Source organism: uncultured Sunxiuqinia sp., assembly GCF_963974515.1.
GTDB lineage: Bacteria > Bacteroidota > Bacteroidia > Bacteroidales > Prolixibacteraceae > Sunxiuqinia.
Genome location: NZ_CAXBDD010000203.1, coordinates 1 through 2,942, shown reverse-complemented (window position 1 = coordinate 2,942; position 2,942 = coordinate 1). Strand labels below are relative to the sequence as shown.

The 2,942-nt window shown below is 49.1% G+C and carries 2 protein-coding genes; both read right to left on the bottom strand.

Features of this window, described 5'->3' with window-relative positions; translation table 11 throughout:
* On the bottom strand, nt 1-1,060 hold a 1,060-nt coding region (locus tag AAC033_RS18870; RefSeq protein WP_339741084.1), incomplete at its 3' end, for a M81 family metallopeptidase.
* Between the two features lie 119 nt (nt 1,061-1,179).
* The coding region (locus AAC033_RS18865) for a SusD/RagB family nutrient-binding outer membrane lipoprotein (protein WP_339741082.1) at nt 1,180-2,942 on the bottom strand (1,763 nt) is incomplete at its 5' end.

The window sequence follows — 2,942 nt, the reverse complement described above, 5'->3', positions numbered from 1 at the left end:
TGGCTGATTGAAATTCCGGACGTTTCAAAACCTCTGTTAAGGTCCAGGTCACATCGCCGGCACCTCCGGCTGTGGGATTGTCCCCCGAGTCGCTGATGAAGAATGGTTTCTTCGAGCTTGCAATGGCTTGATCCAGGCATTCTTCCAGTGTACCAGTTGGCGCCACAAACGAAAATTCATTTCGCACTTTCCAAAAATGTTCGGCCAGTTGTTCGGCTGTTTCGCCTACTTCTTGCTGGTCGTCGCCATAAGCCATGACCACGGCATGGTTTCGGGGTTCGTCGGCCCAGGCGTAACCCACCCAAATGGCAGCGTCAATCACGCCGTCTTGTTCGGTGGCAGGAGCAACTGCTGCATACAGGCTCTTGGCTGGCTCAATACGGGTGCTCGTTTTTTCGCCCGGCAGCAAAATAGGAACCGGGATCCAGGCTTTGAAAGCCGGTTTGCCTTTGCCGCTTTCCAACCGGTCGACCAGGTTTTCAAGCGCCCGTTGCCGCGACTCCCACGCATCTTCGTGAGGCGCCAGCCGGTAGCAGGTAATCAGGTCGGAGTTTTCCGCCAGGCGCCACGACACATTGCCATGCAGGTCCATGGAAGTGGAGATGAGGGTTTCGTAGCCAACCACTTTGCGGATACGCTCAATAAAGTCTCCTTCGGGATCATCCAGACCCACCACGCTCATGGCGCCATGAATGTCGAGAAACACCCCATCGTAGGGCTGATTTTGTTTCAGCAATTCGAGGGTTTTCCCCACCAGCGATTCATAGGTTTCGCGGGTAACGATGCCTCCGGGAATGGCGCGGCTGATCTTGGTTGGCGACCATTGTGCACGTTGAAAAAGCGCCGAATCGCTGAAGAACGGGTAGTATGAAAAGATCTCATCGCCTTCCCAGGTATGAAAAGCATCTTCGGTGGTCTGTGCCGGCGAAAAGGTACTTGACTCAATCCCCAGACCAACCAGGGCAATGTGTGGCGACTGTTGTTGTACCTCAGGCGAACGGCCACATCCGGCACAGCACAAGATTAAAGCCAGAATAAACAGATTCAATTTATTTCTCATTTGAGTATGTTTTATTTTAGGCATAACAAATTCAAAAGCGGATTTGCCATGAAGTTGATAAAAAAGAGGCCGTCTCAAAACAGGTTTGAGGCGGCCTTTGGAATCTAAATGAAAGTGTTCTATTGTTTTTTAGCCCACCACAGTGGTGTTAATACAGCATCTGGTCCTCCTAAGAAGCCGACCGCTTGCTGGTATCCTTCAGGGTTACTGTTTTCAAGACTTGAAGGATATTTCAACCGCTGTGGGAAAAATTTAACACTGTTTGTCATGTAGTTCGAACTGTTGAGGTCCGGGAGATCTGTCAGCGGAAGATCCACAGCAGGATTTTCAAAAAACGGTAATCCCAATCTTCTATGGTCGTTCCAGGCTTCCAATGGCAGCCAAGGTAATTGTGCCAAATACTTCTGGGTTATGATTTTTGTCAGTGCATCATTTTTCACCTGTCCGTTCATGTATATCGTGTTGTCAGGATAGTTCATCGTTGTTGTGCCCGCTTGATTGGTATATCCGTCAATGTAATTCATGCTTACCCCATCAACAGGTTCTGTGGTATGATCAAACCGAACGGAAGTTCCTGCCCGGTTATAGGAGTCAGACGTGAGGTAATCGTCAGCCCAGTTATCGAGTCCCCAGTAGGCAAAACTTGCTTTCACGCCATTCTCATAAGCCGTTTTGGCATTCATTGGTGTAGACCATCCTCTCACAGCTGCTTCTGCTAACAGAAAATAGGTTTCCCAGTCACCAAAGAAGATGCGTTCCGATGTACTTCCCCTGAATTCCTGGCTTAAACGAGGATTGGTGCCTGTGTAGAAAGACACTTGGTTTTTGGCTGATTTGGTTCCCCAGTTTCCAAGGGGAGCAGCATTCCAGGTGTTGGTACCATCAATCGTTTTCACCACGTCGCCATCATCATCAATCAGATTTCTCTGAACTGTTCTGGCATCATTGGTCCATGAGGGGTAGAAACTGAAGTTAGGATTGTCGAAATCACCGGGAATATTGAATGCTTTGTAGGCACGGGGGTCAATCACCTCGTACAGTCCATCGAACCAAAATCCGGCAGAAGGATCATTCGTCATGGTGGTCATGTGATCGTCCAATTTTAGGCCCATGTAGTTTGCTGGTTTAATCGCTGAATGCATATCGGCCGATAAAACGTCGGCGGAATTGATGCCTCCCAATCCAATATACAGGTTATTAAGCGTGGCCGAAAGATGTTGGCCGTTCCATTCGCGGCTCATCACTCCGGTCAATGCATCCCAACCTGGTTTCTCAGCCACTTTGAAAATGTCGTCAGCAGTGGTGATTAGCGCTTTTGATGCGGCTGCTTCAAATTCTGTCTTAGCTTTTGTCGCATCAACTTCGGACAAGCGCATCGCTAAACGAAGTCGCATGGAGTTTCCATATTTTACCCACTTGGCGTAGTCAAATCCATAAGACTGATCGTATTTTGCAATTGAGTTTGGCAGAACTTCTTCGATGTTGATTTGTTCCGTGGCATCGGCTAGTTCGGCCAGCATGTGGTAATAGACATCCTGCAGGTTGGAGAATTCGGGATTCTCACCATTAAAAGCATCGATGGGCATTGGTCCGAAGTTATCTGCAAATTCACTCATCAGGTAAACACGCCAGATGCGAGCAATATGCATAAGGTTTTCGGTGTAGGGCAGTGCCGATCCGTTGTCAATTTTCTCTTGGGCAACGGATATGGCCAAACTGGCTGACTTGAGCCAATCAGACAGGTAACGGTAATAGTCGCTACTCCAGCCATCGTTGTATTGTCCAAGCGCCAGGGCGCCATTGGTGCGGTGTTGCCGTGAAGCTGTCTTCCAGTACAGAACATAGGCCCGTTCGGCTACGTGAGGGTCTTGCTGGGCTCCGA